At 43.2% G+C, this 25,102-nt stretch carries 20 protein-coding genes; 5 read left to right on the top strand and 15 right to left on the bottom strand.

The window, feature by feature from the left end:
- On the top strand, nt 1-873 hold the full coding sequence (locus AC1DOV_RS03840; RefSeq protein ID WP_339207057.1) for a carbohydrate ABC transporter permease: 873 nt from the start codon (nt 1-3) through the stop codon (nt 871-873).
- A gap of 181 nt (nt 874-1,054) precedes the next feature.
- Nucleotides 1,055-1,468, top strand: a complete 414-nt coding sequence (locus tag AC1DOV_RS03835) for a DUF5412 domain-containing protein (protein ID WP_477549202.1) — start codon at nt 1,055-1,057, stop codon at nt 1,466-1,468.
- A 415-nt stretch (nt 1,469-1,883) separates the two neighbouring features.
- Here AC1DOV_RS03835 and AC1DOV_RS03830 read toward each other — a convergent pair whose 3' ends face one another.
- The 4 genes from AC1DOV_RS03830 to AC1DOV_RS03815 all read right to left on the bottom strand — a co-directional run bounded on the left by AC1DOV_RS03830 (nt 1,884) and on the right by AC1DOV_RS03815 (nt 7,174).
- Nucleotides 1,884-2,714, bottom strand: coding sequence for a carbohydrate ABC transporter permease (locus AC1DOV_RS03830; protein ID WP_076271479.1), 831 nt, complete (start codon nt 2,712-2,714; stop codon nt 1,884-1,886).
- 12 nt (nt 2,715-2,726) lie between these two features.
- Nucleotides 2,727-3,626, bottom strand: coding sequence for a carbohydrate ABC transporter permease (locus tag AC1DOV_RS03825; protein WP_076271480.1), 900 nt, complete (start codon nt 3,624-3,626; stop codon nt 2,727-2,729).
- Between the two features lie 76 nt (nt 3,627-3,702).
- Complete coding sequence (locus AC1DOV_RS03820) at nt 3,703-5,022, bottom strand: ABC transporter substrate-binding protein (protein ID WP_477549201.1); 1,320 nt, start codon at nt 5,020-5,022, stop codon at nt 3,703-3,705.
- Nucleotides 5,023-5,080: 58 nt separating this feature from the next.
- Complete coding sequence (locus AC1DOV_RS03815) at nt 5,081-7,174, bottom strand: amylo-alpha-1,6-glucosidase (RefSeq protein WP_477549200.1); 2,094 nt, start codon at nt 7,172-7,174, stop codon at nt 5,081-5,083.
- Nucleotides 7,175-7,430: 256 nt separating this feature from the next.
- Between AC1DOV_RS03815 and AC1DOV_RS03810 the strand changes: the two genes are divergently transcribed.
- Entirely contained in the window at nt 7,431-8,441 is a 1,011-nt protein-coding gene (locus AC1DOV_RS03810; RefSeq protein ID WP_477510490.1) for a LacI family DNA-binding transcriptional regulator, read from the top strand.
- A 101-nt stretch (nt 8,442-8,542) separates the two neighbouring features.
- Here the strand turns inward: AC1DOV_RS03810 and AC1DOV_RS03805 are convergent, their stop codons facing one another.
- From AC1DOV_RS03805 to AC1DOV_RS03760, 10 genes are all read right to left on the bottom strand, one after another.
- Nucleotides 8,543-9,382 (bottom strand): class I SAM-dependent methyltransferase, encoded by an 840-nt coding sequence (locus tag AC1DOV_RS03805; protein WP_441884179.1) that lies wholly within the window; start codon nt 9,380-9,382, stop codon nt 8,543-8,545.
- A 1-nt stretch (nt 9,383) separates the two neighbouring features.
- Complete coding sequence (locus AC1DOV_RS03800) at nt 9,384-10,208, bottom strand: polysaccharide deacetylase family protein (RefSeq protein ID WP_477549199.1); 825 nt, start codon at nt 10,206-10,208, stop codon at nt 9,384-9,386.
- A 109-nt stretch (nt 10,209-10,317) separates the two neighbouring features.
- Nucleotides 10,318-11,190, bottom strand: coding sequence for a glycerophosphodiester phosphodiesterase (locus tag AC1DOV_RS03795; protein ID WP_441884173.1), 873 nt, complete (start codon nt 11,188-11,190; stop codon nt 10,318-10,320).
- Nucleotides 11,191-11,457: 267 nt separating this feature from the next.
- Nucleotides 11,458-12,183 carry an ABC transporter ATP-binding protein gene (locus AC1DOV_RS03790; RefSeq protein ID WP_477549198.1) on the bottom strand — a complete coding sequence of 242 codons (726 nt, stop codon included), beginning with the start codon at nt 12,181-12,183 and terminating at the stop codon, nt 11,458-11,460.
- The gene (locus AC1DOV_RS03785; protein WP_477549197.1) at nt 12,183-13,355 is read right to left on the bottom strand and encodes an ABC transporter permease; all 1,173 of its coding nucleotides are present in this window, start codon (nt 13,353-13,355) and stop codon (nt 12,183-12,185) included. Before AC1DOV_RS03785 ends, AC1DOV_RS03790 begins: the two co-directional genes overlap by 1 nt.
- Before the next feature lie 105 nt (nt 13,356-13,460).
- Entirely contained in the window at nt 13,461-13,748 is a 288-nt protein-coding gene (locus AC1DOV_RS03780; protein ID WP_076271489.1) for a hypothetical protein, read from the bottom strand.
- Nucleotides 13,749-13,813: 65 nt separating this feature from the next.
- The gene (locus AC1DOV_RS03775) at nt 13,814-14,959 is read right to left on the bottom strand and encodes a DEAD/DEAH box helicase (protein ID WP_477510485.1); all 1,146 of its coding nucleotides are present in this window, start codon (nt 14,957-14,959) and stop codon (nt 13,814-13,816) included.
- Between the two features lie 173 nt (nt 14,960-15,132).
- Nucleotides 15,133-15,609 (bottom strand): GNAT family N-acetyltransferase, encoded by a 477-nt coding sequence (locus AC1DOV_RS03770; RefSeq protein WP_441884164.1) that lies wholly within the window; start codon nt 15,607-15,609, stop codon nt 15,133-15,135.
- 209 nt (nt 15,610-15,818) lie between these two features.
- Complete coding sequence (locus AC1DOV_RS03765) at nt 15,819-15,941, bottom strand: hypothetical protein (protein ID WP_256711082.1); 123 nt, start codon at nt 15,939-15,941, stop codon at nt 15,819-15,821.
- Between the two features lie 263 nt (nt 15,942-16,204).
- Nucleotides 16,205-16,858 carry a M48 family metallopeptidase gene (locus AC1DOV_RS03760; protein ID WP_430060975.1) on the bottom strand — a complete coding sequence of 218 codons (654 nt, stop codon included), beginning with the start codon at nt 16,856-16,858 and terminating at the stop codon, nt 16,205-16,207.
- Nucleotides 16,859-17,319: 461 nt separating this feature from the next.
- Here AC1DOV_RS03760 and AC1DOV_RS03755 point away from each other — a divergent pair, with 461 nt between their 5' ends.
- Complete coding sequence (locus AC1DOV_RS03755) at nt 17,320-21,585, top strand: glycosyl hydrolase family 18 protein (RefSeq protein ID WP_477549196.1); 4,266 nt, start codon at nt 17,320-17,322, stop codon at nt 21,583-21,585.
- A 59-nt stretch (nt 21,586-21,644) separates the two neighbouring features.
- On the opposite strand, the gene AC1DOV_RS03750 is transcribed toward AC1DOV_RS03755, so the two are convergent.
- The gene (locus tag AC1DOV_RS03750; protein ID WP_477510482.1) at nt 21,645-22,202 is read right to left on the bottom strand and encodes a GNAT family N-acetyltransferase; all 558 of its coding nucleotides are present in this window, start codon (nt 22,200-22,202) and stop codon (nt 21,645-21,647) included.
- Between the two features lie 309 nt (nt 22,203-22,511).
- Here AC1DOV_RS03750 and AC1DOV_RS03745 point away from each other — a divergent pair, with 309 nt between their 5' ends.
- Entirely contained in the window at nt 22,512-25,037 is a 2,526-nt protein-coding gene (locus AC1DOV_RS03745) for an S-layer homology domain-containing protein (RefSeq protein ID WP_477549195.1), read from the top strand.
- Nucleotides 25,038-25,102: the final 65 nt, after the last annotated feature.

Raw genomic sequence — 25,102 nt, 5'->3', positions numbered from 1 at the left:
ATGCACCATAAAACACTGCCATACCGTATTTTCAGCATATTTAACAACGTGTTTTTGATTCTTCTTTCCATATTATGCTTGCTGCCGCTATATCACCTTCTCATGGTTTCCATGAGTGCGTCCGCTCCCGCCAACGCGGGATTGGTCACTTTTTGGCCGATCGGTTTCACATTAGAAGCCTATGCCAAGACGTTCAACAATAGCAATTTCCTAACTTCCTTGTGGGTGTCGACACAGCGGACCATCCTTGGTACGGCGCTTGCTATGCTAGTTAGTACACTTGCTGCTTATGCGCTGTCCAAAGATTCTCATATCTTCCGTGCTCGCAACGTTTATCTTTGGTATTTTGTCGTTACGATGCTATTTGCAGGCGGACTTATTCCAAGCTACCTCCTCATCCTTAAGCTCGGACTAATGAATACTTTATGGGCGCTTATCCTACCAGGTACAGTCGGCGTTTATAACGTTATTCTTTTGCTAAACTTCTTCCGTACTGTTCCTAAGGATCTGGAAGAAGCTGCTTTTATTGATGGAGCCGGCCAGCTGCGCACTTTCTTCATGATTTATTTGCCGATCTCCTTGCCTGCGATTGCAACGGTTTCCTTGTTTATTATGGTCGGACATTGGAATTCCTATTTCGACGGTATCATCTATATGAAAGATGCCGAGAAGCTGCCTCTTGCAAGCTTCATGCAAACGATTATCGTTCAAAAGGATATGACTAAACTTGATCCACAAATGGTTGCCAATATGTCGCAAAGAACCATTAGCGCATCGCAAATCTTTATCGGCGCATTACCGATTCTATTGGTTTATCCTTTCTTGCAGCGTTACTTTGTAAAAGGGATTGTCATTGGTGCGGTTAAGGAATAAGCTCTTGCTGCTTCCCAGCTCCGATTAATAAAACTAAAAGCAGCCCGATTGGGCTGCTTTTTTGTTTTATTCGGCATAGCATCGTTTATATCTAAATTATTGTAATGATTCGCATTTCGTTTCTCCGGAGTGTAACTTGTGATATTCTAATGTTATCCAAATTTTCCAGGAGATGATACCGTTGTTCGATGAAGATATTGATGTTCAAGCGGCGAGCGAGAAAAAGAAAATTTTAAAAAAGCTGCTCATCATATTCATTTCTATCTGCACATTCTTCGCCTTAACTATTGGTGCTGGTGTTTATTGGCTCTTCTATGACATGGGCAGACTGCCGAAGGGAAAATTTCTTATAGAGGCAGCTTCCCCTGATGGGACTTACAGTTTAAAAGCGTACCTTACAAATGGAGGAGCGACTACTCCTTTATCGATTCGCGGTGAATTGGTATTCAATAAACGCAATCATAAAACCAAAAACATTTATTGGAGCGCCCCTGAGGATCTAGCGGTCATCACTTGGAGCGATAACGATACCGTCATCATTAATGGTCACAGTCTTGATGTTCCTCACGATAAATTCGACTTTAGACATCCATAATGACGAGCTGGCTTGCCCTGCACAGCATACATTATCATTTCGGGAATGCGCGTAAACACTTAGTCTCTTCTGCCCTCTATACTCGATTCAAACAAATTTAGATCTACATTCTAGTCCTATTTTCGTCCAATCAGCCCTCATCACAAAAATAGGGCTAGAAAATAGGCTTATTACCGCTCAAAATCTGCCAATTTCCCCATAGTATCCGTTTCAGACATAAATAGAGCTACAATCTAGTCTTATTTTCGCCCAATCAGCCTTCATCACAAAAATAGGGCTAAAAAATAGCCTTTTTATCGCTCACGACCTGCCCACTAAGCACACTATGTCTCATTATGCATATGTGAATCAATTAAAAACGAGGCTGTCCCAAGAGGTCTAAATGACCTCAGGACAGCCCCGTTTCGTTACTATATTATTTACCGCCGGTAAACGTAATTCCTTTAATAAAGAATCGATTGAAGAACGCATAAATCAGCAGCGCTGGAAGCGTAAATACCATCGATGCAGCCATAATGTAGTTCCAGTGGCTAATGTACTGCCCTTTGAACGTATTCAGACCGAGCGTCAGCGTAAACATCGACTTGTCGGACATGAACATGAGCGGCTTCAGGAACTCGTTCCATGCACCCATGAAAACGAAGATCGTTTGAGCTGCTAATGCAGGTATCGCAAGCGGCAGTGCAATGCGGAAAAACACGCCGAACCGATTAAGCCCGTCCATCTCGGCTGCCTCCTCAAGCTCTTTCGGGAAGCTGAGGAAAAATTGCCGCATCATAAAGATAAACGTCGCATTCGCCATCATCGGCAAAGTCAGTGCGGCATACGTGTTCAACAAATCGAGCTGCTTCATAATTAAGTAAGCGGGTACGATCGTCAGTTGGCCTGGAATCATCTGCACCGCTAAGATAAGGATGAACATGATTTTGTTGCCGGCAAATTCAATACGTGCAAGTGCATAACCCGCCATTGAGTTGAACAGCGTATTGCAAACCGTCGCAACAACTGCAATCAAGGCACTGTTGTACATCCACCTGAGGAAAAGCGGCTCTTTCACGAAAATATCATAATAGTTCTGCAAGGTGAATTCTTTCGGAATAAAGTTGATGCCCCCGGAAACAATCTCACTGAGCGGCTTAAACGAAGAGGAAAGCGCCCATAGAAAGGGAGCAACAGTGATGCAGCCGTATGAGAATAACAGGAAATAAAGAATCGCCTTTCCCCATTTGGATTGTTGAAATACCATCTAGTCGCCCTCCTAGTTCAGCTTTTCTTCGGCAAATAGCTTACGCTGTATCAGCGTCACGATCATAATGACAGCAGCCAGCATGACAGCGAGCGCAGAGGCATAGCCGAAGTCGAGATTTTTGAAAGCATATTGATAAATAAGCAGAGCTACGGTCAAGGTCGAGTTATTCGGTCCGCCTGAACCTGCTGAGAAAATATAAGATTGGTCGAAGAGTTGGAAGGTACCGATAATACCCATAACGACCGTAAAGAAGGTCGCAGGCTTAATTAGCGGCAGCGTGATGGAAATAAATCTCCTCCAGCCTCCTGCTCCGTCAAGCATAGCTGACTCGTACAGCGCATCAGGAATGTCTTGTAATGCAGCCAAGAAAACAACCATAAAGAATGGAGCGGTAGACCATATATTCATAAGCATGATCGCCTTCATGGCGACCGCAGGATCTCCAAGCCAGTTGTATCCATGCAAACCGATAAATTCAAGCACTCGGTTCAAAAGACCGTTTGAATTGTAAATCCACATAAAAATAAGTGATAGTACCGCCGACGAAGTGATGGTCGGCATAAAAAATACGATACGGAAGAAGTTTTTGAATTTGAGCTTGGCATTCAAAATAACAGCTAGTAAAATAGCAAACACCGTTTGCAGCGGCACAACAAACAAAGCAAAGGATGCCGTGTTCTTAAGCGCTATCCAGGCTCTTTCATCGCCTGCCATACGCGTGAAGTTTTTAAATCCTACCCATTTGTAACTTACTTCGCCAAGCAGATTGACCTTATGTCCCGATAAATAAAGGGAATAGAATACAGGCAAGAACAAAAAAGTACCAAGAACTAGAATGGTTGGAAGCAAGAACAGATAGCCGGTTACGTTATTTTTCAGCTTTCTTCTCCATGAAGAGACATGGCTCATGCTGCACCTTCTCCTTTCATATCAAAATCAGAGATTGAAGGAGGGAGCGTCTTTCGCTCTCCCTCCTTCACCTCGCTTACTTCGCTGCTGCGATTTCCTTATTCGCAACCGTTTCTGCTTTCTTCATTGCATCTTCAAGCTTCGAATTACCCATAAATGTATCAACGAATTGGTTGTTGAAGTTGCTCATGATTGTAGGAAGTGTGGAGCCTGCTTGCCAAGGCGTTGCATAAGAAGCGCCTGCTACAATTGCACTGCGAAGCTCATCTTTATCGTAGCCAAGCTCTTGTGATACCGATTTACGAGTTGGAAGCGCGAAACCTTTGCTCGTCCACGTTTTCATTCCTTCTTTACCAGTCAAGAAGGAGATCAACTGCCAAGCTGCTTCTTTTTTCTTCGATTCCTTGTTCATTACATAAGCAACAGTGAAAGCCATAGTGCCTTGTTTGCCATTTACAGTTGGAAGCTCAGCTGTGCCGTAATCTAGATCCTTGTAGTTGGATTCCAAGAATGGAATTGCCCAGTTTCCTTCGAATACGATGGAAGCTTTGCCTTGACCGAACATTTCGCCACCCCAGCCAGCACCTACTTCTTTTGGCTCGCCGGATGATTTGTCTACATTGTGCATATCCGTTACAAGCTGCAAACCTTTAAGAGCATCTGGAGCCGCGAATGCAGCATTGCCATTCTCATCTGCAACTTTACCGCCGAATGCTTGAATCATGAACATTTGACGTGCAAGCTCAGGCGCAACACCAAAGCCGAAGCGAACCGTTTTGTCGCCTTCTTTTTTAGTAAGCTTAACTGCTGCTTCTTTCAGCTCATCCCAAGTTGTTGGGGGAGCAGTAATTCCTGCTTCTGCAAAGTCTTTTTTGTTGTAGAACATTGCAAGCGTAGAGAAATCTTTAGGGAAACCGTAGGAAACGCCATCTTGTTTGAAAGCGTCAACCATCGGCTGTTCAAAGTCTGCAACATCAAATTCTGGTGTCACATAGCTATCAAGCGGCTCTAGAACATTACGCTCAATGAGTGCAGGTGCTTCGAATGCATCCAGGTAGAAGACGTCTGGGCCTTCACCGCCAATAAGTCTTGTTTTGATAACATCCATGTATTGATCGGCAATTACTTCATAATTAACCTTTACATTTGGATATTTTGCTTCAAATTCCTTCAACGTTTGGTTTAGCAAATCCTGCTCTTCTGGACTTGCTCCCCAACCTGCAAGTGTAACGGTTACCTTCTCAGCGGCTGGCTCTTTTGTCGCCTCTTGTTCTGTACCGCCGTTCGTTGCTGTATTACCTGTGTTTTTGTTGCCTTCATTGCCCTTGCCACAAGCCGTTAACATAAGAACAACTACCAGCATTAAAGATAAAATTAAAACCCCTGTTTTCTTCATCTTACATACAACCTCCTTAGTAATATGAACTTTGTATATAAAGCATAAAGCGTGAAACCTATGAAATGAGAAGCTCATATCCTGTCAGATTAGACAGTATTTCCACCTCTGGGCCATTGATACCGCGAGTGACGCGCAGGCTTAGAGCGCCGCTACCAATTTGCATTTGCTCTACCAGAAGCTCGTTCATCCCTTGAAGCAAAGATGGCTTAATTGTAATCTGCTTCGTTAGAGCGTTAGGCTGAAGCCCAAGCAACGCTTGCACAAATGTGAGCGGTGTCCCTGCTGCCCATGCCTGCGGAGAACAAGCAACGGGGTAAGGAACTGGCGCACCAAGCGAATCATCATACCCGCAGAACAGCTCAGGCAATCTGTAATACTCAAACTTTGCTGCTGCATCCAATAGTCCTTGCATGACGGTAATCGCTTCTTCTTGGAAGCCTAAATGGCTAAGACCAAGCAAACAAACGGAGTTGTCATGCGGCCATACGCTTCCGTCATGGTAGCTCATCGGGTTGTAGCCGGCTGCTTCCATACTCATCGTACGAATGCCGTAACCACCGAACATGTCAGGAGCAACCAGTCTTTTCGCAACTGCGCTTGCACGCTCAGGAGAAGCAATGCCCGACATTAGAATATGTCCTGAATTCGAAGTGACGGAATCTACGCGCTTCTTATCCTTATCAAGCGCAATCGCGTAAAACTGCTCATCCTCCATCCAGAAGTCGCGCTCAAAGCGAACTCTAAGCTGTTCTGCATCTTGCTCCATGCCAGCGGCTTGTTCCTCATGGCCTAAGCTCTTGAATATAGGGGCAAGCCTTGTAAGCGCTTGGTAAACATAACCTTGAACCTCGACGAGCGCGATTGGAGCCTCTGCATAATCGCCGTTGCGGTGAACAACGGAATCCGCAGAATCTTTCCACCCCTGATTGGCAATCCCTTTAGAAGATTTCTGATAGTACTCCACAAAGGAATCATCGTCGCAGTCACCATATTCCTTCACCCAAGCGAGTGCTGCATTAAGATGAGGCATTAGCTCTTTAACAAACTGAGCATCTCCGGTCCAGTGATAATACTCGGCAGCTAATAGAAGGAATAGCGGCGTCGCATCAATCGTGCCGTAATACGGCGTAAATGGAACCTGATTTGTGCTTGCTAGTTCGCCATACCGAATTTCATGCATCACTTTACCTGGCTGCTCATCGCGCCACTCATCTTCATTCTGGCCTTGATAAGCGGCCATCGTGAGCAGCGTTCCCTTAGCAATTTGCGGGTTTAAGGATAACATCTGCAGCGCAGTAATTAAACTATCACGGCCAAATGGCACCGAGAACCAAGGCAAGCCTGCCACTGGGAATGCTCCATATCCGATATCCGTAAGCAGAACTCTTAAGTCTTGCACTCCGCGATGATGCAGCTTGTTAAATAGCGGTACATCCGTTTGGATGGATGTGGATGAACCATTCCAATCCGCATACGATTGTCTAAGCTTAACCATCGCTTCCGCCGGATCGTGCTGCTGCGGCTCATTGCCGTCAATGATTGGCGCAAAATAGAAAGCGATTGCATGGCTTTCCCGATGGTTCAGTTCCACATCGAAATGGAGCTCGCCTGTCTCGCCTATGCGACTTTCATTTGTATCCCATTTAATCTTCGTTTCACGGCGTACATCGTCAGCTCCAAGATAGCCAATTACTCTTTCCCGTTGGCCGCTTTTCTCTGCCGTCTTTCTTCCCAAATCGCCGTGCTGAAAGCCGCGAACGACAAACATATCTGCAAAATCCGCATCCAATAACACGGAGAAATCAAATTTAATGGCTTTAGGATAATAGCTGGTGAGCTTGAACGTCTCATACAATGCTCCATCATAAATGAAGCGTGTACGTTCAATTTCTACGGACTCACGCCACAAGATAAGCTCGCCCTTCTCTTCCATATGTGGATTGGTAAGGCGAATCGTAGAAATATAATTCTCATCCGCTGCTGAAGACAGCAGTATCGGCTTCTGACCGTTGATTCGGATTTCCATCCTGCTTATCAACCGGGTATCTTTTGTGTAAAGACCCTGACCTGAAACATCACCTTCCGGAATATCTCCATTCCGGTCCGTCATGAGGAATAGATCGTTTTCTTTGATGACTCGATAATCCAAGTGTTTCCCTCATTTCTTCTTGTAATAGCTTTTTTATTCCCTTAAATCAAACAAACATTCGTTTATCCGAAACGTTTCGGAAAAGAGGCAAAAAAATATGCTTACTCATTTTCGACGAAGCAATCTAACTTTCCAAAACGTTTCGGATAAGTTATAATCGAATTATAGATCATGATGAAAGCATTTACAAGAGTCAATTTATTTTTTAATTTTTATCATAATACATTACATGTTTTCAACATTTCGGAGGTATTGTATGGTTACGATTAAAGATATAGCTAAAGCTGCTAGTGTATCTGTTACTACAGTATCGCGTGCCTTGAACGGCTATGACGACGTTAACGAGGGCACTCGGCTCAAAATTAAGACTATAGCAGACCAGCTCGGTTATAGCCCTAATATGGCTGCAAGGTCGCTCATATCGAAAAAAACAAAGACACTTGGCCTCCTTCTCTCCAATGTTACAAGAGACAGCTCCAAAGACAATATCGCTTTCGAAGTCCTTTGCGGAATAAATGACCGTTCAGGCGAACTCGATTATGACCTTGTCCTATTCAGTACAACACCTCAGAAACAAAAGGTAAAATCATATAAAACATTATGCCAGGAACGAGGCGTAGACGGGGTTATCATCATGGGTATTCGATTAGACGATCCTTATTTGGAGGAAATCGTATCGTCTGATATTCCATGCGTCCTTATTGATATCACTCTCCAAGGTCCTAACGTTGGATACGTTACTTCGGATAATACAACGGGTGCTCTTGCGGCAACCAACCATCTGCTCGAATCGGGACATCGCCATATCGCCATGATAAACGGCCATGAGCAAGCAGCTGTAAGCCTGCTTAGGCTAGAGGGCTACCGTCAAGCACTGCAAAGCAGCAGTGTTCCCTTTGATGAAACACTTGTGCTGAATGGTTCATTTTCCGAGCATGGCGGAAGAGAGGCCGCACGCCAACTATTGTCCAGCCGTCCTGAAGTGACTGCTATATTTTGCTCAAGCGACTTAATGGCTCTCGGGGCTTTGCAGGGCGTTAAGGATATGGGGAAAAAGGTACCTGATGATATATCGATCATCGGCTTCGACAACATTGATTTGACGGCTTATTGCACACCCGCGCTTACTACCGTTCACCAGCATAAATACGAGTTAGGCTCCCAAGCGGCGCAAATTCTTATTGAAATGCTCGAAGGTAAAGAAATCATTCACCATGTCATGCTGGGTACAGAACTTATGATTAGAGACAGCGTACGCAGTATTTAATATGTGCTTTGACACGAGAGTGGCAAACAAAGTACATAGTCAAGCAGCAATAACCCAAGTCTACTTACCTTGGGTTACTGTTGTCTTTGAGCAGACTATATTTAGTTCTCAGCCGTTACCGCAAAATAAACCGGAAACACCCCCATTTTCATCCATTCTTTATGGGTGTGCACCTTCATGTCTCGAAATCCTGCAGCAGCCAGCTTCTCTTTCAAATCCTTTGCGGTCAAAAAATTCGCTTGCGCGCGGTTAAACTCCTTAGCCTTACTGCTTAAATGAAAAAACTTATGTATTGCAAATTTCAAACTTTTTTTATTCAATATAGCTCTTCGCGCAAATAAATAATCCAAAATATATCCCGAACCATGTACGAGAAAAAACACCCTTCCTCGCGGGGACAATACACGAAAAACCTCCTGCAGCACCTGCTCCACATGAAGATATTGCAGCGCTACTCTACAAACGACAAAATCAACTGAATGGTTTGCAAGCGGTATATGGTGCGCATCTGCTACTGTTGTGACTACTTTGTTAGAAGCTTCACTTCTATGGAGCAGTGCTTCTAGAAGGCCGATCTGGTGCGCGTCCGAATCGATTCCATATATAATATCTGGCTCGTTCTGAAGTAAAGAGAATACGGTAGCCCCTCCCCCACAGCATAAGTCCAGCATTTTCTTTCGATTTTTGGCCTCTGCGATAAGAAGGTGGTCAAAGGAATCGGGATCATAAAGCTGCCTGTAATATTCATAACAAGCGTAACCAAATGATTTTTCCACAAGCTTAAGATCTTCGGATACAATGCCGTTCATAAGGAGTGTATTCACTTCTTCTGCCGATGGTTTCTGTATCTTTACCCTTCTAATCCCCATTTCTCTGCAAAATAAATAAGCGACACCATCCAATAAACGCCGGTTAGACATAATCTCCGTTTTCGTGGTCACGCTAATGTATCCCCCCGATTTGAGGATCATATTTACTTATGGACATACAGTTGAAATCCGACAATAATTGTTTTATTTTTGCGTATGTATCCCTTAATCCGTAGTATCTTCGAATGCCATTTGACCAAGAGGTGTTAAAAATTTGCGGTTGATCGTAGTCTAAATCATAGGGATGGATATAATAAACGAAATAATCTTTATCGCCTATAATTTTTCGTGCTCCGCTATAAAAAAAACGATAAGGATAAATTCGAAAATACCCTCCTCCGCCCCATGGAATATTAACGCCGCCTAAGCGAAAAGCAGGCAAAGGCACTTCCCATAGATGATCTTTTATTTTAAAAGAATGCGCAACTTTCGAGGACAAATTAAACTTGGAATATAGGTTATTTGGTGTATTCGGACTAATACTAGAATCGTAAGAAAATCCTTCTTCTATTAAAATATCAAGTCCCCAATCTGTCATAGAAAAACAGGGGGCACGATACCCACTCACCTTTGAACCGATCAAATGCTCTAAAATATCTTTTGACAGCCTAATATCCGCTTTAAATTCTAGTGTTGATTGATCATAAACGAGACGATGTGAATAGCCGTGTGATGCAATTTCATGACCTCTTCGATATATTTCTTTCACCAAATCAGGCCTTTTCTCAGCGATCCAGCCTAGGACAAAAAAAGTGCCCGTCGCCTCATATTCGTCGAGAAGGTCCAATATTTGATGAACAGGCTGCTCAAGCCTTAATTCGCAGTCAGCCCATTCGGAAAGAGACAGGTTCGGACTGCAAAACCAATCCTCTACATCGACAGTAAAAGCCATTTTCATGACCATCCCCCCTTCTCCCCCTATTATTCATCAAACCTCACATTATGGCAACATTTGTATTTGATTGAATAATTTTGTATAGGATGGAGTAGAGTTTCTCGTATACTCCTTACCCCGGAAAATCGGTAATAACCCCATCCACTCCAAGCTTTTTCATCCGTATCATATCTTGCTCTGACTGTATCGTCCACGCCATGACCTTCCGGTTGCGATGATGAATTTGCTCTACAATCTTCTCGTCAAGCAATTCATGATTGTAATGAATGTAATCCGCGAAAGAAACAAGTTCATCCAGCGTCTTCTCTGACAGAGGATGCTGATCCTCCTGAATAAGCGCAGCAATTGGGATGTCCGGCAGCAGGGAGTGAATTAGACGGGTCGATTGAAAGTTATAGGATTGAATAATGATACCCACGCTATTTTTCACATGTTCAACCGCTGTAAAATTTCGGCCCTCCTCTAAGCCATTAACTTGGAGCAAAAGCTCATAACGACGTACGACCTCAGCCACCTTCTCTTCCACGCCAGGATAAAGCTTTGATTCTTTAATCTCGATAAGCATGCCTAGCTTTCCAGCAAAACGGTGCATAACTTCTTCGAATGAAACGATCTTCTCATCCGTATCGTCTGTTTTTTTATCATTTTTGGCATCCATATTTTCAAGTTCATTTAATGTATAATCGTCCACAGCGCCTGTATACTGCGTCGTTCTATCCACCGTATCATCGTGAATGACTACTAGTTCACCGTCTTTGCTCAGCTGTACATCAAATTCGATAAAATCAGTACCTAGACGCTCCGCTTGCTCGAAGGCGGCCATCGTATTCTCAGGAGCATCACCAGAAGCCCCGCGATGTGCGATAATTAAAAAACCTTCAGGGGTATTTGGATTAGAAGCAGATACGATTAACGTCATGCAGCAAAGCATGAGCAATAGCAAACCAATACTGCGCCAAACCCGTGATGTTTTCCATTTGCCCATGTTCTAATCTCCTTCTCTCTTAACTCTCACCCTGACTATATGCATAACCAATATTTGTTGCAGCAGGGTCTTACTTTATTAAACATTCAGTGTGTGATCCGAAACGCATTTTCCCAAAACAGTTGCTGCCAATGAACTCACACTCCGTCTTCCTCATGGGGTTTTTCAGAAAAAAAAGGATGTCCCTAAAGGTCATAGACCTTCAGAGACATCCCATCTAAGATTGATGCAAGACGTGCAAGAGAACACTGCTTAATCAACCTTCATTTACCTATGAGCGACTGCATCAGGCCTATTGCTCGCAACAGCATGATCATCTTGCTCAAAAAGCATACCGTCCTTGATTGTTACGATCCGGTCACATAAATCCAATACACGCTCGTCATGGGTGACCATAACAGCCGCCTTGCCCCGTTGCTTAACCTCAGTAGCCATGAGCTCCACTACCGCTCTACCCCGTTTAGAATCGAGGCTTGCTGTCGGCTCGTCGGCTAGAATAACGCCGGGATCATTCATGAATGCCCTAGCAATGGCAACCCGTTGGCGTTCTCCGCCGGACAGCTTCTCAGGATAATAATTCATCCGATGCAGCAGTCCTACTTTCTCAAGAAGCGCTTTAGCTTTCACAAGCGCTTCTTTTCCATCAGTACCTGCTAGCTTCGATACGAGCAGCAGTTGATCCACTACTCTTAAATAAGGGACAAGATTGGATGCTTGAAAAATAAAACCAAGATTTTTGACTCTAACCTCACTTAATTCACTTGAGGATAAATTCGTAACATCCTTCTCATTAATTAAGATCCGTCCGCTTGACGGTGAGAGCAGCGCCCCCGCTATGGAAAGAAAAGTACTTTTGCCCGAACCCGATGGTCCGACAACAGCGACAAACTCACCTGCTTTTACGCTTAAAGAAACCTTTTGCAGCGCCGTAACAGCCGTTTCACCTTCGCCATACACTTTATTTACATGTTCAAGAATAAGTTTTTCCTTCATTATTCAACCCTCCCAATCGCTTCAATCGCATCTACTTTTGCAATCCGATTTAAGGACAGCAACGCACCGATAATCGAGACTAGAATAAGTAAACCGGAATATTGAGACAATATATTTACACCTAATTCAAAAGGCATGCTCGCTGGCAAAATCGCACTTACGCCAAAAGTAAGTCCGATACTGATTGCAACAGCCACAATGGCCAAAAGCAATACTTGACCCACTAAATTTGCTGCCAGATAGGACGTCTTTGCTCCGATTGCCTTCAACACTCCAAATTGGCTAATTTTCTGCAGTGTAATGACATAGAAGAAAACAGCTTGTATGAAAGCGGCAATAACAATTAAGAAAGCGATCATCATCGTCAGGGAGCCTTGCTCTTCTTTAAAGCCCGGAATGCCCTGTACCGCTTCTTTTTTTGTAATAACCTCCGTATCTGCTACACTTTTTTGCAATGATTCTTTGTTTAGATTATCTGTATGAATGACAATAGCGTTATAGGAAGCTGTTTGTTTACCAAAGGATGCTTGCATCAGCTTATTAAAATTTTGGATATCCATAAATGCAACCGGCGTATGACTGAACTTCTGATTAGTGGCAAAACCGACGACCTTCCATTCAATGCCGAGCTCTTGATCACCTAGCGTATCGCCAATTTGCACGCCTTGTTCTTTTAACGAGGAGTCAACGACCACTTCATTGTTCGCCCCCATGCTTTTCCCTTCAGTAATACTAGGCATTACCTTTCCACTTGGCTCGATACCAAACAAAGCAATATCTATCTTCTTCTTGGAATCATTCCGATATACCGAAAGCATCGTTTGCCCAAGCGGTTCGGATTGTGAGAGTCCTTCTAATTGCCTGACCTCCTCCAGCTTCTCGGTACCTAGTGCGGACCGCGTCAGCTTATGCTCGGAATCCGTCTGAAGCACGAAATAATCGGCGTCCATATTTTTTAGAATGGATGCATTATCTGATGAAAGCCCATTGGCTAATCCTGAAACCATAAAGGTTAACCATGCGACCAGAACCATTATTAATCCAATTAGAAAATATCTGCCTTTCGCATATTTCAATTCGCGCAGCGCTAGAAACATGTTCAACCATCTCCATTCCTTCTCTTGATAGCTGAAGTTTACGTTTGGAATATGAACAGAGCGTGAATGGCTCATTACAATGTGAAATTAACCTCAAAATAAACAAAAAAAAGCTCGAGCCGCGATGGGCTCAAGCTTCTACTTGCCTATAATTGACGCAATGCTGGCACTTCTACTGTTCTACTTGCCGCTGTATTCCGAAGTTGCTGTATCGAGCATAGACTGCCAATTGGCAAAATCCGTTTCTCTTGCAACGTGTCGATCAAATAGCTCATCCGGAATGTTCTGAACATCTTCTCTTGTTTCTACTTGAAAGTTGCCCTTCTCAAGAAACGCGCTAAAGCTTGTAAAGCTGGAATGCTTGCTCATAAACGATTCTTTAAACAAATCATCAAATGAAACATGATTTGGATCTTCCTGAATCGACTTCTGTCCTTGCAATTCCTTCAACAAATCTTCGAATGACATTGGCTTTTGCTTTCTCAGACGATCACCCCTAGGTCAATTTATTATATTTCGGCTTTCTTCGTTGCTTAACTGATCAGAACCCCATCAGGACGTTCGGTTACTACAGGTATAGTTTTGCGAATCATTTTCTCAATATCCTTCAAATAAGGAATTTCATCCACTTCGCAAAAAGAGATGGCGATTCCACTTAATCCAGCTCTGCCTGTACGGCCAATGCGATGAACATACGTTTCTGAAATATTAGGAAGGTTGAAATTAATGACATGCGAAAGCTCGTCAATATCGATACCTCTCGCCGCAATATCTGTGGCAACCAGTACTCGAGTTGCACCGCTTCTAAAATTAGTTAACGCATTTTGGCGGGCATTTTGAGACTTGTTTCCATGAATAGCCTGTGCAGAAATATTCACTTTAGTCAGTCCGCGCACTACGCGATCTGCTCCATGCTTCGTCCGAGTAAATACAAGCGCCGAAGCGATGGATTTATCCTGCAGCAGGTCATTCAATAAATCTTGTTTATTACCTTTATCTACAAAATAGACAGATTGCTCTATTCGATCCACTGTTGAGGAAGCTGGAGTTATTTCCACTTTCGCCGGATTAACAAGCAGCGTTTTGACAAGCTTCGAAATTTCTGGAGGCATCGTAGCCGAGAAAAAGAGTGTTTGCTTTTTTCTTGGCATTTTGGCGATGATTCTCTTCACGTCGTGAATAAAGCCCATATCGAGCATTCGATCTGCTTCATCAAGCACTAATATTTGTACATATTGCAAATCAACAAACTTTTGATTAATAAGATCGATAAGTCTGCCTGGAGTGGCAATAATAACATCAGCGCCTTGTCGAAGTGCACGCTCCTGAACCTTCTGTGAAACGCCGCCCACGATAGCTACACTGCGCAGGTCGGTAAATTGTCCGTACGCACGCATGTTTTCTTCTATCTGGAGGGCAAGCTCTCTTGTAGGTGTCAAAATCAATGAGCGAATACGTCGCTGTGCCCCCGGTTTAGTGGGTTGGCCGCTTAATAACTGAATGATGGGTAATGCGAATGCAGCCGTTTTCCCTGTCCCTGTCTGAGCGCAGCCAAACAAATCTTTGCCCGCTAGTACGACGGGAATGGCCTGCTCCTGAATAGGCGTAGGCTTCGTGTAGTTTTCCTTGGTTAGCGCCTTCAGTATTGCAGGGCTAAAATTTAGATCATTAAAAGTCATCTTTTCTCCTTCATTTGAAGCCTTATATTCTCAATCATGCTGCTTTTATAATCGCATAGCATTTCCAAAAACCGTTCCTTTAAGACATAACAAGTAAGTATAGCATAATAAAACGATATAATCGACATAAACCTCTACCCTTGAGACAGTAGCCTATGCCCATTTTTCAACCTTTAATTAAAAGTCATCCAAACGGTATTTCCCAAAGGCTCAAAGCCTTGCTTATACCAAAAGTTCCTTGTTTTATCCAACGTATATACATACATCTTTTTATTCGGATATTTTGCTTTAACCCATTGAATAAAGGTAGCAGCGTAACCCTTGCCTTCAAATTCCTTTAAAACATCAAGTGCTTCTATAAATACAAAGTTCTTTTTGTTTTTAATCTCAATATAAAAGTCCCGCTCCAAATACTTCTCATCATCGCTAAAATAATCTTGTTCTGCTTTCTGAATCAGCTGCTTGGCGTTATCGTACTCCCAAACGACTCCGTATCCAACCATCTCGTCCTCAGCCTCGATGACGTAAATGTTTTCCGGAAGCTCTGATTTGTCCTTTTGGCTAAGCTCCCCTGCGTGATAGGCGGAGTGTATATCGCTTAACAGGTTCTGCATTTCTTGATCAAATGGTTTCGCAATAATAGTAGGCATTTTCAATCCCCTTTTTGCTACTCAAAGCATATAACGTTTCCAAACAAAAAGAAGCAGGGTATCATCTTGTACCCTGCTTCTCCTATTGATTGATTTTGTATCGTTTATTAGTCTTAGACATCTTACCATAAATGATCGAAGCCAACTAGTCGTTCTCTTTTCCAATTGTCATCTAGGCTGATTTGCCGAGCCCAATATCGATTATTCCATTAACGATTCTTTTTCCTGAAATTTTGCAGCGTATGGACAAGCTTATCTCGCGCATCCTTGTTTTTCATTAAATAAGTGACGCCAGCTCCAATTGCAGTTATCAATAGTTTTTTCTTGCTCATGGGTACTACCTCCCTGAATTCGTCTTTGTATGAATGTACCCTGTTTATTGAGTTTTTAAGCACGTTGAATACGAAAATTACCTGCGGAGCCAGCAAGGCTAGAACAGAAATAAAGCACGCTGCATCTAATGTTCATGATTTCCCTCGATTAGTGATAAAAATCATTAGTATGTATAAGAAGTAAACATAACCATTTGAAAAATAGACGATATAATAGAGATACAGCAAAAAACCTCCTTTTGACAGGAGGCCAGTTATCATGATTACAGTGTCATAGCTTGACCATGCCTTGCTAGAAACTCTTCCTTCTCTTTGTAATCCGGCATAATGCTGCCCACTCGTCTCCAGAAGGAACGATCATGATTCATATGCGTCAGATGGCAAAGCTCATGGATGACGACATAATCGATTACCTCAAGCGGAGCCATCGCCAGTCGATAATTAAAGGTTAATTTTTTACTTGAGCTGCAGCTTCCCCACTTCGTTCTTGACTCTTCGATTTCGAAGCTTTTATGTTTTACTTTCAGCTGCTCTTGATATCGTTTGATTCGTTCTCCAATGATTTTCTTACAGCTTGCAAAATAAAACTTTTTAAGATTGATTTTTAACTCCTCTTCACTCAGATCAGCTGTGTCGATCAATTCATGAAGAAAGTACTCTTTTCCAAGGTGAAGGAATTTTCCTTGCTCTTGATATTCTTTTGTCTTAGGGGTATCTCGAACCTTCGCGATCTGCTGCAATCTCTGAGTGAGCTGTTTACCATGCTGCTCCACGGCCCGCATGACATTCTCTTCCGTTGTTCCATTGGGAGCCTTCACGGTTATGAATCCCAATGAGTCCATTTGGATATATATCTTTTTTCTATTGGCATATTCAACATTAAACTCAATGATATGATTTTCAAATTCGATTTTCATAGCGACCATCATTTCTATTAGGTTATTTCTGAATCCCTTTCATTTTATCACAACTACAACAATGACCGTTCAAAATGCTTTTTTCTAGCATGCTATGGGTTTAACTCGATGTTGTTTTTAAAGATCGAGTTAAACCTCTATTTCCTGTGCGGAATATCCCATTTTTATTATATTTTTGTAAAATATTCCCCTTTTATCATCGTAATTTACCCCTTCCTTTCATGAAATCAACGTCTCATGCTAGGAATAGTTATACAAAATAAATGCAAGTTTTGCAGGAGGTGATACCAAATTATCCCCTTTTAATTCCGTGACAGTTGGTGATTGTGACTGCCAAATTCGGTCTCGGAAAAGCAAGAACCCGCCCAAAATACTCCGTAACACATTGAGAAAACAACCACACCCAGACTTGCACATGAATGCTAATGCTGCAATGTTCGACTATGAAAATTAGAGGTGATATGGTGAATATTTTTGCAAGAAAAAAAGGAATGAAGTTTGTCATTATGTTTATGTGTCTCGCACTTCTCGTTTCTCCTTTCCTTGACACAACAACAGCTTATGGGAATGAAGCAGCGTTGCCAGCATTGAACGAAGCTGCTCGAGCCGTAACGGATGCTGTCTATGAGGCAGCCCCTCCCGTCCCTCAAAACCTAACTGTTGTAACCGATTCCATCACTGCGACGAGTGCACAGCTTAAATGGGATGTTCATCCAGAGCAAGCTGACGTTGATGTATGGTACTACGTAACTCCAGACCCTGCTAATCCAACAAAAGAAGATATAAACAACTATTTAGCTACAGGGAAAGGCGGCAGTGTGGAGCTGCAAAACTTGCAGCCTAATACGACGTACAAGCTGTATACCACTTGGTACAAGAGACCTTACACGCGGGTGTTGCGAAGCAACTACGTTGAATTTACGACACTTGCCGGCGAGCCTTCCAATGAGCCGACTGGCAATCCAGGACCTAGCAACCTAAGTATTGTGAATGTTACACATAATACGGTAACCGTTACCTTTGATCCTGCGCATAAGCTAGATGATTACTGGGTTTGGAATCCGGACAATCCTCCTCTTAACAAAGATCCTTATTCCGGCTTCACACAAGTAGGAGGCAGTACGATTGGCGGATTAAAGGAAGAAACCAAATATACCTTCTTCTTAGGTCCGAACGGTACTCAATATGCTAATCTAACAGATAAACAGAAGAGCAATTCGATTACTTTCACTACGCCAAAGGATACAAGTGAATATAAAGAACCGCCATTAACGCCTCCTCAATATTTAAAGGTAAGCGATATTACATCATCCAATATTACGTTCAAATGGACAGGCAGTCCTGATGCCAACGGCTATGACTTCTATGTTAACGGTGGATGGAAAGGCGGAATATGGAATGGCTCCGACACATTCATCTATACGTTCCCAGAAGGTGGACTTACAGCAGGCAGCATCTACAAATTTATGGTTGGCGCGCAAAATGGCGCTTCCGGCAAAGATCCGGTTAACGGCCCACCTTTAGAAATCAAATGGGGCGAGCTTGCGGCGCCGCTCGATCTTCAAGTCATTACAGCCAACCGCACAACTGCTTCTCTAGGCTGGGCACCGACCCCTGGCGCAACGAGCTACGACATCTATGAAGCAGGCAAGCTTATCGGCTCCAGCGATTCCAATCGGTATGTTGCTGAGGGTTTAACAGAAGGCAAATCCTACAGCTTTACAGTTGCAGCCAAAAATGCGCTATGGAAATCAGCTGCCAGCAGCGCAGCAACGACGATTCCAGGTGCGGACTACACTAATTTCACCTATTACGGCAGCTGGTTTTCCTATGACAATAATCGTCAATACTTTCCAGAAGACATCGATGTTTCACAGCTTACACATCTCAACTACGCCTTCTCCGATATATGCTGGCGTAAAGTTGGTTCAAACGGTGTAGCTTGCCAAAATAAAGACATTCCGCTGCAAGAGAATTATGTTTTCGACGGAGAGCTTGTGCTTGGAGACCAGAAGGTCGATATTGAGCAGATTGCTGCTTTTAACAAAATTAAAAATAATAACCCTGAGCTGAAGCTGATGGCTTCCGTAGGCGGCTGGACATTCTCCAATCATTTCTCCGACATGGCTGCATCTGAGGTCACACGTCGTACGTTTGCGAATTCCGTCGTTAAATATTTGCGTACGTATAAGATGGATGGACTCGATATCGACTGGGAATATCCGGTTGAGGGCGGAGAATCGGATAATATCAATCGTCCAGAGGATAAACAAAACTTCACTCTTCTCATGCAAACCGTTCGTGCAGCGCTTGATGCAGCCGGCTCCATCGATGGCAAATATTATTTGCTCACCATCGCATCCGGTCAAGGAGATGATTTCGTAGTCAATGCTGACTTCGTAAATTCTGTTCAATACCTAGATATGATCAACATTATGAGCTATGACTATAGCGGAAGCTGGGAACTGCGGGCTTTCCATAATTCGCCTCTCTATCAAGACCCTAATAATGTAAGAGCCTCTGCGAAGCGCAACAATGTTAGAGGCGCCTTGCTTGGTCATTTGAACGGCGGCGTTCCGGCTTTTAAACTAAACATGGGTGTTCCTTATTATGGAATAGGCTGGAAGGGTTGTTCCGCAAACGGTGAATATCAAAACTGCACATCCATTCCTTATGGATCATGGGAGAGCGGTAAGTTCGATTTTGCCGAGGTTGAGAACAATATGATAGACCAAAACGGATATACCCGTTACTGGAACGAGCATTCAAAGGTCGCTTATGTTTACAATAGTGAAACCGGAATGTTTATTACTTATAATGACCAAACAACAATGATGTATAGCACTTCGCTTGTCAAAACGTTGGATTTGGCTGGCGTTATGACTTGGGACATTAGCGGTGACCGCAACAAAACACTTACAACGCAGTTGATCAGTGATCTTCCGATTGACGGGAAGGTGAATGAAAACGCACTAGCTGCTCCTCAAAATGTAACAAAGCTCAGCGCGGACAAACAATCCTTTGAAATCAAATGGGATGCTGTCCAAGGGGCTGCTGGCTATGAGGTATTCGTGAACGCCATATTTACAGGATATACAGCGAATACGCAGTTTAAAGCAGACAAGCTGAACCTTGGATCAGACTACACCGTTACCGTGCTCAGTATCAGAAAAGACGGCAATAACATTACAGAGGTTTCTCCTGCAAGCAGTGCACTGGTTGTAAGTACAGCAGGCGTAATATCTCCAGCTCATCTCACGGTTACGAGTTCAACCTATGACGCGATTAGCGTTCAATGGACAGCTTCTCCGAAAGCAGATGGGTATGACGTTTATCTGGGTGATAAATTGGTGGAATCTACAACTGCTACAAACTACACGTTTACGCAACTAACGCACAGTACGACCTATTCCATTGGTGTAGTAGCCATTACTAAAAATGAGGATGAGATAATCGAAAAGTCCGAAATGACAAAACTAGAGGCAAAAACATTAGATTACACGGCTCCGCCAGAGTCGTCATCTGGGAACCCGCAAGCGGTCAAAGATAAAAATGAGCTTGATTCCAACGTTACGAAATCCGGCGGCAAGTGGACCGTTACGATTTTGAAAGATGCGGCTATTCAAACGATTGGAGCGGCTAGCTCCGCCGAGCTAAAAGTGACTGTCGGCAACGATGCAGCCCAAGTGGATGTCATCCTTCCTAAGGAAGTTATTGCAGCGCTTGCCAGCAAAAACGATAAGGCGAATTTGTCCATCATCTGGAACGGAGTTACCTATGTCATTCCAGCCCATGCGATTCACCTGAAATCAGATATCAAAATTTCGATTACTCCACCGACTGCGAGCGAAGCAGCTACAATTGAACAAGTGACGAAAAAGAATGGCTATACGCTAAAAGTTTCGTCGCTTGATTTTAAGATTTTTAAGCTAATAGCTGACAACAAATATGAGGAAGTCACTGATTTTGGCCAGTCTGTTCTCACCCGTATTTATCAATTGAATGCTAAAGATATAGATACAAACCGTGCAAACGGCGTTGTTTACTTGCCTGGCACAAATGAATTCCGTCCACTCCATACGGTGTTCAAAAAAGACGATAAAGGCGGAGTTACCGCTCATCTGGTCAGCAACGGCAACAGCATCTATACCATTGTCGAATCCAGCTTCAACTTCAAAGACGTGACGGCTGAATGGAACAAAAACCATATCGAGCGTGCAGCAGCCAAATTAATCGTTTTTGGACAATCGAATGAACAATTCGGAGGAAACACGATCATCACTAGGGCTGAATTTATTTCCATGATCAGCAGAGGCCTCGGCATCGTGCCAAAAGTAGAAGGCGCTCCATTTGATGATGTAGCGGCAGATTCCAAATATGCTGGAGATATTGCATTAGCTAAGGAATTAGGCATCATTACAGGCAAGAGCGAGCAGCTATTTGATCCGAACGGTACGATTACTCGCCAGGACATGGCAGTCATTTTGGCAAAAGTGATGAAGCTGATTGATCGTACGGCAGACGGTGACGCAGCATTGCTTGAGTCATTCCGTGATCAAGCTTCTATATCATCCTATGCTAAAGCTTCCGTTGCACTATTAGTTAAAGAACAAATTTTGCAAGGCGTATCCGAGACGAAATTTGATCCTCAGTCGAAAGTGACGAAAGCACAGGCAGTCGTAGCCGTGATGAGATTGCTTGATGATTTGGGATTAGCGAGCAAATAACCTTTTTAAAAAATGCAAAAGAGGGACGGCGCAGTTTGAACTGCTCCGTCCCTCTTCTATTACTGTACTGTCTGCATTTTCTCGTATAAATTAAATTCCCCCATCGCATTGGAGGATAAACCTTTATGTTCATACCCGCAGCTTAGGTAGAATGCATTGAGCTTCGGATTATTCGCAATACAGTCCAGCCGAATACGGTCTTTTCCCTCAAAATGAATACCTGATCCTGCCCAATCCACAATGGCCTCACCTAAGTTTTTGCCTGCAACCTCACGGTTAATGTTAAGTCGATGCAGATAGATGGACTGTTCATGCCCCTCTTCGCCCCATAGCTCGCGATCCCAAGCGCTTGCTTGCTGCATAAGCATGACCATTCCTGCCAATCGGTTGCCTTGCCTAAATAGGTATACTTCACCGCGTTTAATTGCCTCAGGCGTTTGATGAGAATCCTCACCCTTCAACAAGCCGCTCCACTGCGTAGAGCCTTTGCTCTTTAGCCATTTAGCTGTTTGGATGAGAAGCTGCAATACAGCTTCCGTATCCTCTGGTTTTGCTTGATATACGTTGATATCCGGTTGAATGACGCCAATATGATCCGTGCGTGTAAATATAGACATGTTGATTAACCTCCATATAATAGGTCCTTCTATTATAACCCTTCTCGTCTTATTTCAGCTATGTCAGCCCTCTTCCATGCGTCCTTCGCATTACATACTGAATCACATGCAGATAAATTTCCTTTTTGTTCCATAAATCGACAGACTCTGCATCTATTATTATTTAAAATTACTCATTGAAGGCATAAACGCAGAATCTTGCTTTTTCTTGTGATTTCATGAAATGAAGGAGGCCTACATAAGAAAGAATTGCAGAATTAAGCTGAGGCATCTCTAAATTAGATTGTTTAAGATGAGAGGATGAATAAAATGAACCAGAAGAAAAAATCTATTTGGCTTAAATGTACCGTATTTTTGTTATTGTTAACTCTTTTCGTTCAGTTGCCAGTAAACGCATTGGCGGCAGATGCGAATAGTGATACTGCAGCACCAGCAATCCTAAATGTAAATCCATCAAATCAAGCGATCGTATATACATCTATGCCAATGATTACAGCTGTACTGAAGGACGCAGGTTCAGGGATTGATTCAGCAACCATATCCGTGAAGGTTAACACCATCAAAGTTCCTCATATTTATGATCCAGGTTCTAAAATCGTGGCAGCAGCTACTGCTAATTTGCCAAATGGCACGTATTCGCTAACGATCGATGCTAACGATCAAGCAGGAAATAAAGCGTTGCAATGGAGCTCTACTTTTAGTGTTTCCGTTGATCAAACGAACGGTAAAATCTATTACCTCGCATTAGGTGACTCTTTGGCAGCTGGATTAGCCCCAGATACATCTATTGGTATCGGCTATACCGATATGCTGGCACAATATTTACACAGCTCCGGGTTTCTTGGGGAATTCAATAAAAATCATACCTCGCCAGGCTACACCACACAAAACATACTCGATAATATAAAAAATAATGTACCTACTCCAGATCGAGTGACTATCAAACAGGCTATTGCTAAATCCAATGTCATTACAATTGATGCCGGAGCAAATGATTTTATACAAAAGCTAGACAGTCAATTTAATATGGACCCCGTGCTTGTAAAAAGCTTGTTAGAGCAAGTCGGTGCCAATATGGCCGCTATCCTAACGGAGATCCGCCAGTTAAATCCAAAGGCCAGCATTTATATCATGGGGTATTATGATGCATTCCATAACTTCGCATTACCTGCTCTGCAGAAGCTATTGCTAACATCCGTTTTAGATGAACTAAATGCGGTAATTGCAGCCGTATCCCAAAAAGCCGGAGCCGTATTTGTACCAACCAAAGAGGCCATTGCTATAGATTATACGAAAAACTTACCGGTCCCTACCAATATTCATCCGAGCCAACAAGGATATAAGGCGATAGCTGATGCCATCTGGAATGTGATGCAAACGCAATACGCTTGGTCACCTAGCAGCACATTAACTGCAAAAGATATTGCTTCATCAAGTCTGACCTTGAACTGGACACCTGCGAATGGTGCGATTTCAGAATATAAAGTTTTTGCAGGTGCAAAAGAAATAGGCACGGTATCAGGAAGCGTATATAACTACAACGTAACCTCTTTATCGCCAGATACTTCGTATGCTTTTAAAGTAGAGTCTAAGCTCTCGAACGGTTTATGGAGCACAAATGGACCCGAGCTCACGCAAAAGACAGCCACAGCCACAGCCCCGCCTACGTCCGGATCTGGTGGAGCTCCGTCGTCAACAGTCAACCAGCTTACCGCAGCTCAGTTGAACGATCTTATTAAATCATCTGGAACAGCTTCTAATGTTGCGATTGAACTAACAAAAGATTCTTACACTTTATTGCCTAATAATGCGGGTGAATTATTACAGTCAAGCAAAAAAGGCTTAGAAATAAAATCAAACGGACAATCCGTTGTCATCCCATCTGCTGTGCTAACCGCACTAGCGAAAAAGCTGACAGCTGATGCTTTGAAGGACGCTCAAATTAAAGTTTCCTTTAAAGCCATCGAAGCTGCCTCCGTCAGTTCTTCCGTATATGCTGCCAATGCGGCAAGTGGTGCTGTAATTAAACAATATGGTTCTTTGTATGAGTTTGATTTGGCGATAGAATCGAAGGACGGCAAATCAACAAGACTGGATCATTTTATCGATCCCGTCACTTTAAATTTCAAACTAGCTTCAAGCACTGCTAATCCAGAACTGCTTGGCATTTACTACCTCAATGAATCCTCGAAGAAATGGGAATACGTAGGGGGAAAAAGAAGTACAGACAATGGCGCAATTGAAGCTGCATTAACCCATAATTCAAAATATGCTGTGCTGGAATACACGAAGACGTATAAGGATGTGCCATCGACCCACTGGGCATTTACTACAATTCAAGCATTAAGTGCTAAGCAAGTGATCGAGGGCGTATCAGAAGAAGAGTTCGCACCTTCAAAAACTACAACAAGAGCACAATTTGTGACCATGCTAGTACGCTCCCTTGGCATTCAAGCTGCGGGTACACCATCTGCCTTTGCTGATGTTGCTCAAGGAGCATGGTATTCTGAGGCTGTATCAACAGCCGTTCAAGCAGGCATTGTCAAAGGAATCGATGATTCACACTTCGCTCCTAATGCCAGCATTACCCGTGAGCAAATGGCTGTGCTCCTCGTTAGAGCATATGAATACAAATCAGGAATTTCGCTGCAAGCAAGCGATAAGCTGTCTCTCTATGCAGATGCCAATAAAGTCTCATCATGGGCGATCGCAGATTTAAACAAAGCCATAGCTGCCGGACTCATGACTGGACGAGACGAAGAAAGCTTTGAACCAGAGGCTGTTACTGTGCGTTCCGAAACCGCTAAAGCGATCTTCAACTTGCTTACTAAATGAAGCTGCCATACAACAAAAACCACGTCCTCGGACGTGGTTTTTGTTCATAAATGCGCTATATTAAA

Source organism: Paenibacillus sp. 01T47, from assembly GCF_056398245.1.
The sequence above is the reverse complement of the archived record's forward strand: the minus strand, read 5'-3'. Positions and strand labels throughout refer to the sequence as shown.

Bases quoted from the DNA above. Each gene is read 5' to 3' on its own strand.
- AC1DOV_RS03790 (WP_477549198.1), bottom strand. From the start codon at position 12,183: ATGAAGGAAAAACTTATTCTTGAACATGTAAATAAAGTGTATGGCGAA.
- AC1DOV_RS03795 (WP_441884173.1), bottom strand. From the start codon at position 11,190: ATGGGCAAATGGAAAACATCACGGGTTTGGCGCAGTATTGGTTTGCTA.
- AC1DOV_RS03825 (WP_076271480.1), bottom strand. From the start codon at position 3,626: ATGAGCCATGTCTCTTCATGGAGAAGAAAGCTGAAAAATAACGTAACC.
- AC1DOV_RS03780 (WP_076271489.1), bottom strand. From the start codon at position 13,748: ATGTCATTCGAAGATTTGTTGAAGGAATTGCAAGGACAGAAGTCGATT.
- AC1DOV_RS03770 (WP_441884164.1), bottom strand. From the start codon at position 15,609: ATGCCTACTATTATTGCGAAACCATTTGATCAAGAAATGCAGAACCTG.
- AC1DOV_RS03785 (WP_477549197.1), bottom strand. From the start codon at position 13,355: ATGAGCCATTCACGCTCTGTTCATATTCCAAACGTAAACTTCAGCTAT.
- AC1DOV_RS03820 (WP_477549201.1), bottom strand. From the start codon at position 5,022: ATGAAGAAAACAGGGGTTTTAATTTTATCTTTAATGCTGGTAGTTGTT.
- AC1DOV_RS03810 (WP_477510490.1), top strand. From the start codon at position 7,431: ATGGTTACGATTAAAGATATAGCTAAAGCTGCTAGTGTATCTGTTACT.
- AC1DOV_RS03830 (WP_076271479.1), bottom strand. From the start codon at position 2,714: ATGGTATTTCAACAATCCAAATGGGGAAAGGCGATTCTTTATTTCCTG.
- AC1DOV_RS03800 (WP_477549199.1), bottom strand. From the start codon at position 10,208: ATGAAAATGGCTTTTACTGTCGATGTAGAGGATTGGTTTTGCAGTCCG.
- AC1DOV_RS03765 (WP_256711082.1), bottom strand. From the start codon at position 15,941: ATGAGCAAGAAAAAACTATTGATAACTGCAATTGGAGCTGGCGTCACT.
- AC1DOV_RS03750 (WP_477510482.1), bottom strand. From the start codon at position 22,202: ATGTCTATATTTACACGCACGGATCATATTGGCGTCATTCAACCGGAT.
- AC1DOV_RS03775 (WP_477510485.1), bottom strand. From the start codon at position 14,959: ATGACTTTTAATGATCTAAATTTTAGCCCTGCAATACTGAAGGCGCTA.
- AC1DOV_RS03840 (WP_339207057.1), top strand. From the start codon at position 1: ATGCACCATAAAACACTGCCATACCGTATTTTCAGCATATTTAACAAC.
- AC1DOV_RS03745 (WP_477549195.1), top strand. From the start codon at position 22,512: ATGAACCAGAAGAAAAAATCTATTTGGCTTAAATGTACCGTATTTTTG.
- AC1DOV_RS03755 (WP_477549196.1), top strand. From the start codon at position 17,320: ATGGTGAATATTTTTGCAAGAAAAAAAGGAATGAAGTTTGTCATTATG.
- AC1DOV_RS03760 (WP_430060975.1), bottom strand. From the start codon at position 16,858: ATGAAAATCGAATTTGAAAATCATATCATTGAGTTTAATGTTGAATAT.